Origin of the sequence: Flavobacterium sp. (assembly GCF_029242675.1) — a bacterium.
Classification (GTDB): Bacteria; Bacteroidota; Bacteroidia; order Flavobacteriales; family Flavobacteriaceae; genus Flavobacterium.
The window spans coordinates 1-5406 of sequence record NZ_JAQWTM010000439.1 but is presented as its reverse complement, the minus strand read 5'-3'; the positions used below and the strand labels follow the sequence as shown (position 1 = coordinate 5406).

6 protein-coding genes are annotated in these 5406 nt (G+C 31.9%); 5 read left to right on the top strand and 1 reads right to left on the bottom strand.

From position 1 onward, the window contains the following. The first annotated feature begins 216 nt into the window (after nucleotides 1–216). From P8M54_RS16050 to P8M54_RS16030, 5 genes are all read left to right on the top strand, one after another. The gene (locus P8M54_RS16050) at nucleotides 217–456 is read left to right on the top strand and encodes a hypothetical protein (protein ID WP_300289054.1); all 240 of its coding nucleotides are present in this window, start codon (nucleotides 217–219) and stop codon (nucleotides 454–456) included. A gap of 298 nt (nucleotides 457–754) precedes the next feature. Next, nucleotides 755–1954, top strand: coding sequence for an SIR2 family protein (locus tag P8M54_RS16045; RefSeq protein WP_300289053.1), 1200 nt, complete (start codon nucleotides 755–757; stop codon nucleotides 1952–1954). Nucleotides 1955–1963: 9 nt separating this feature from the next. Next, on the top strand, nucleotides 1964–2497 hold the full coding sequence (locus tag P8M54_RS16040; RefSeq protein WP_300289052.1) for a hypothetical protein: 534 nt from the start codon (nucleotides 1964–1966) through the stop codon (nucleotides 2495–2497). 19 nt (nucleotides 2498–2516) lie between these two features. Beyond that, a complete protein-coding gene (locus tag P8M54_RS16035; protein WP_300289051.1) occupies nucleotides 2517–3182 on the top strand; it encodes a hypothetical protein in 666 nt (221 codons plus the stop codon). Nucleotides 3183–3204: 22 nt separating this feature from the next. Beyond that, complete coding sequence (locus P8M54_RS16030) at nucleotides 3205–3825, top strand: hypothetical protein (protein WP_300289049.1); 621 nt, start codon at nucleotides 3205–3207, stop codon at nucleotides 3823–3825. A gap of 64 nt (nucleotides 3826–3889) precedes the next feature. Here the strand turns inward: P8M54_RS16030 and P8M54_RS16025 are convergent. After that, on the bottom strand, nucleotides 3890–5406 hold a 1517-nt coding region (locus tag P8M54_RS16025), incomplete at its 5' end, for a hypothetical protein (protein ID WP_300289048.1).

Sequence of the window (5406 nt, the reverse complement as noted above, 5' to 3'; positions counted from 1 at the left end):
TATTTTTAAAATTCATAACTAAAAAGTTATATGAGAAATTAAGATTTTTAATCGGACTTTCAGTCTCTTCAAATATTTCTGCTTTTTGAGCGTAAATATTTTCTTTAATAACTTAAATATTTACAACAATGTAGCTTAACTTTTAGTTTGTAAATACAAAGAGAAGATATGTATATTTGATAATAAACAATTACCTGTTTTATCATCAAAATAGAAATGGATAAGCCACTATACATAACAAAGCATAACAGAACACACATGGAAATTGTCAATACATGCCTGAATATAGGAATTGAAGTAAAACAAGAATACAAAGGTCAGGATTGGAGAGCAGATATCTTCTTACCCAATAATGGTAAACCAATTACATTTCAGATACAATTAAGTACTCAGTCGCTTCACAGAACTATCGAACGTCAGGCAAAATATATCCCTGATGGAATAATTGGTTGTTGATTGTTTGAAAATCCAATTGCAAAGTTAAATGAGGAAAGAACAGATCTTCCAGTATTTTATGTAGAAGCCAAAAAAGATTCTAATTTAGTAGTAAATCACGGTGACCGTAGAAAAGTTGACTTAAATATATTTCTTGAAAACTTCATTTCTGATAAAGAGACAATCTAATTGATATTGATGTCGTAACATATACAAATTATGCGTTGCAACTAAGTGCTAATTTAGAAAGTTTGGCCGATTTAATAAGTCGAAATTAATACTTACTTTAGCTACTAACCCTTATACCTTGAATTCAAATATGAAAAAAGTTATCATTCTTGGAGCTGGTGCTTCCAAAAGTTATGAAGGCTCAAAAACGGGCATTAAGATGCCAATTGCTAATGATTTTTTTAAAACCTTTAGGAAACTGGATATTGCTGAAAATCCTTGGGTTTTAATAGGTGAGTTGCTTCATTATATTTCAGAAATAAATAATGCAGATATATTAGATTTTCTAAACTACAATGGAGATATTGAAGCATTACATACAGAGATACAGGAAAAATTATATCAAGAATTACAGCGAAAAAATTTCAAGTTAGGTTCTAACAACATCACAGTAATAAAATCTTATAATCAACTTATTTTTTTATTTATAAGTGTAATTAATGAAATTCAAAATGGTTCAATTTCAGAATCCCATATTGCTTTAGCAAAACAACTTGATAATGAAGATTCAATTATAACATTTAACTGGGATACTTTAATGGATCGAGCGTTAAATGAAACTTCAGATTGGAATACCGATTTTGGCTACTTTGTAAGCCCAGTAGCAATATATAGAAATACATGGAAAAATGTAGAAGATGACAAAAAATCTTTAAGCTTTCCGGTTTTATTAAAATTGCATGGTTCAAGTAATTGGTTAACAAGCCATAATCTACCCGAAAACGGAAAAATGGAGTTAATGCAGGAAATTGATACGGATAAATTCTTTATATATGAAAGCACTCTAAATCCTTATGATTGTTTTGCTGGGCGATTTATGGATGGATATGAGAATTTCTCATATGGATATTATCCTCCAAATTTACCTATAAAAGGTAAACCTGCTCCTGATGGTATGATGATAATGTCGATGAGAATCAAAAATCCATTTGCTCCTGAAGGAACTTCCAGTAGTTCTGGTCTTACCTCTATGCCATTGATAATTCCACCTGTAAAACATAAAGAATATGATTCATTTGGAGATTTATTTCACAATTTGTGGACAGAAGCAAGGGATAGATTGGTTAGTGCAGATAAAATTTATATAATTGGTTATTCATTTCCTATTACCGATATTCGATCAGACAAATTATTTACCTCTGCTTTTAATAAGCGAAAAGATTACCCTGAGATAATTATTCTTAATCCAAATCCAGATGATATATTCGACAGGTTCCATAAACAATTTGGTGTTCCAAAAAATAAAATAAGAGTCATCAAAGATTATTTTAATAAAGATTTTATATTATAACATCATAAAATGGAAGCAATTGACAAAAAAATAACTGCGGTACATATTGAATTACAGGAGTATGCACAATCTTTGAGATTTGAGCAACTATGTGAATTCTCAATGAATAATCTTGAAACTATACCTTGGGAAAAATTAAATTTTCAGGGGCTGTATTTGATAGAGATTAAGAACGATTTAAAATATAATGTATTCAAAGAATGGTCCGAAGAATTTTGTTTTAGATGGCAAGATCCACTCTATTTGAGGCGATGGGTTTCAAACCCAAAGAAAATGAGACTCGCTAAACACATAGAATTAAATGAATGGATTCCCTTATATATTGGCAAATCAAAAAGAATCAAAGACAGGCTTTATGAGCATATTCACCTAAAATTAGAACAGCCTACTACAGGCTTAAAACTAAAGGTAAGAGAGAATATGCAAAACGAAGTTTTTAGGGTTAGTTTTATAAATATCCCAACACAAAATTATGATTGGGTAATGTCTAAATTCGAAAAAATTCTAAGAGATAGAATCAATCCAATAATTGGAAGGCAATAATTGATTATCCCTTGATTTTATGAAAAATAACTTGCCTAAAATATGCTATTGGTGTGGTATTGAGTTAACATCTGAAACTCAAAAAAAAGAACATGTTCCACCTTTTACATTCTTCCCAAAAGGGTTTAGGGAAAATCTTGTAACAGTTCCTTCCTGTGTTGAGCACAATAATAAATACTCTTCCTTGGACGAAAAATTTCAGATTTTTATCAAAATGTTTGGCACCAACGAAATTGCAGTTAATGATTTTAATGATAGAGTTATCCGTGGTTTAGATCGAAAAGAAAAAGAGTCTTTCGTTAAAGACTTAAACAATAAAAGTTCTGTAGTAAAGATAAACGGCAAAAGAAATCTTTTGATTGAACTGGATCATAACGAATCGCAGCTTTTCATTGAAAAAATTATTAGGGGAATATATTTTTACCATAAAGAAAAACCCGCAAAAGGAATTATCCAGAGCGTTACCAAATTTATTCACAGAGAAGTTTTAAATAATCCTGCAATAGTTGAGTACTTACTTGAAGATGTGCATCTGCAACTGTTTACACAAGGCTATTTTAGGAACCCGGAGGTGTTTAGTTATAAATTTTTAGAAGCACAGGACACATTTGCTGTCATAATGAACTTTTACAATGAAGTTGAATTTATAGGTTGGGTTTTCCCTGAAGGCTTTTCATTTGATTAACTTGCCATTGGCAAATTTTTATATGAAGCAACCTAAAATCCATACTATTAAGAGTTCCGACACTTCTGACATTTCAGAACAGATTTCAGAAGCATATTGGCAAAATGTCGAGGGACTATTTACCTATCGTGTTGATGAACTGGCTAAAAGATTTGAGTTATCCGTAAAGGAAATCTCAGCTATTGCAGCAAATAGTAAGTCATACATTGATTTTAACCAATGTAAAGCATGTGGTAATAAAAACATAACCATTATAGAAAACAGAACGAGAGCAAATCAAGTTTTAGAGAATCTATATTATTATTTCTTTTGTGGTACATGCAGGAAAAGCGCAAATGAATTTTGTAAAAAGCTTGATCATAAGCAAACTAAAATTGTTTGGATGAGACTATGTTTTAAGTATCAATTATGGGAGGAACTTAATAAAGATGAAATGAATTTTCTCAAAGCAATTTATTATTTAAAAACTTGGAATCGGATATACCATGAAATCATTAAATTAGATTTAGATTATAGCTTTAAGATTCTTTTCAAGCTTGATAAAATGCATCTGATTTACTACATCAAGGACGAATTAACCGGTCAGGTTGAAATAAAAATGCTTGAAGATTTGAAAAACCTAATTAAAAATAAATCGATTTGAAGTTATTATCAAATATTGAACATTTTATTTAATCGTTTTGTGCTGCCATCCAAAAGTAAATAACTTATGACAACAACCTGTCTTGTAACTCAAGTCCAATAGCATTCTGCCTTGCAACAAGGAACGTTACTATTTCTTTAAAATTTTTTAAAATAGTACCGTCACTATTTATCATTTCTTTGTGGTCTTCCCAAAGAAAACTTGCAGTTGTGGCTAATGAATCTTCATATTTAAAATCTACTCGTACGTAACCTTTAGGGGTTTCTAGTTTATCTGCGGCCTTTCTTAAATTCAGGTAGCTGTTTATTATTTCAAGTCCGTCTTTTATAACTGTAAGGCCTGGTTTTGTTTTTAGAATGTATATTATTTTATAAATAATATCTTGATTACCAACATGCTTTTGCGCCCATTTAATATTTTCCGGAACTATTCTCGCAAAGAAATCCAAATAATCTTCATTTTTCCAATAAGGGAGAATGGTATCGGTCAAACCTATTAAAGCTTCCCATATTTCCTTTCTGTCATATCTTCCTTTTAAAGTCCAGGTATCGCAGGAATGAGCGTGAGCAATCATCTTAAGCCATTCTTCAAAAAAAGCACCGTGTCTTTCCTTTTTTGCAATGTTAAAAGTGAAGAAACGCATGCAAAAATAATCTATCCACCTACCGGCCGAATAACCATAATCAAAAATGGGTTTCCAATAAGTTTCAGGTTGCAAACTGTCTTCCAGTTTAATTTCAGACAGCTCTTCAGCTATACAATCCATAGCCCAAAAATGAAATCCACTCGGTGAATCCCTTCTTTCCTGCAAATCAGTTATGACTTCTCCCAATTCGAAAATGATTTGACCGACAATCTGCTTCCAAAACAACAGCACGTATTCACGTTCTTCATTATCAACTGTGTTGAGTCTCGGAAGTGAGCCAAAAACATGCTTAATCATTTCCATATCAATGCCTGGTTCATTCCCGGTTCCGGGATCTGTGTCATATCCATAGTTCCTCCTTTTTCTTTTAGGTAACATAAGTCTTAGTTCTGACCAGTCCAGTAAAGCTCCCATTGTTTTGCCATTGATAAAATCATCTAAAATCGCCGCTGAATGTTTATTAAGATTAAAACCTTTAAATTCTTTTCCAATTTTGCCGGTAGTTGTCTTTGAATAATCTTTTCTATTGTCTTTATCCAAGGCCAGGCTCCATAGGATTGCGAGGTTTTGAACCTGTATAAAGTCTTCACTGCTCCATTTTAGGTGTTTCGATATTGATGCGAACAAAAGTTCTAAAGTAGCATACGATGATTTAAGGATTAAAATTCCAAGTAGCCTTCTAAAAACTTTGTTAGTCGAATCATTTACCCAAAGTAAGGCTAAAATCCTGGCGGTAAATGCCTGCCACGAGTGTCCTAAATCAGCCTGCATAATATCATGCCTGTTTACCGAAAATTTAGTCAAGACATCGTTCATGTAATCCACAATCCACTTTAAGGTTTCAGGGTGTGTATCGATCCATTCTTTATTCGAAACTAGAATAGCGCAACCTCCCAAAACTGATTGGTGCTTGCCATACATTTGTGAAAAAGGAT

Bases quoted from the DNA above. Each gene is read 5' to 3' on its own strand.
- P8M54_RS16050 (WP_300289054.1), top strand. From the start codon at position 217: ATGGATAAGCCACTATACATAACAAAGCATAACAGAACACACATGGAA.
- P8M54_RS16045 (WP_300289053.1), top strand. From the start codon at position 755: ATGAAAAAAGTTATCATTCTTGGAGCTGGTGCTTCCAAAAGTTATGAA.
- P8M54_RS16040 (WP_300289052.1), top strand. From the start codon at position 1,964: ATGGAAGCAATTGACAAAAAAATAACTGCGGTACATATTGAATTACAG.
- P8M54_RS16035 (WP_300289051.1), top strand. From the start codon at position 2,517: ATGAAAAATAACTTGCCTAAAATATGCTATTGGTGTGGTATTGAGTTA.
- P8M54_RS16030 (WP_300289049.1), top strand. From the start codon at position 3,205: ATGAAGCAACCTAAAATCCATACTATTAAGAGTTCCGACACTTCTGAC.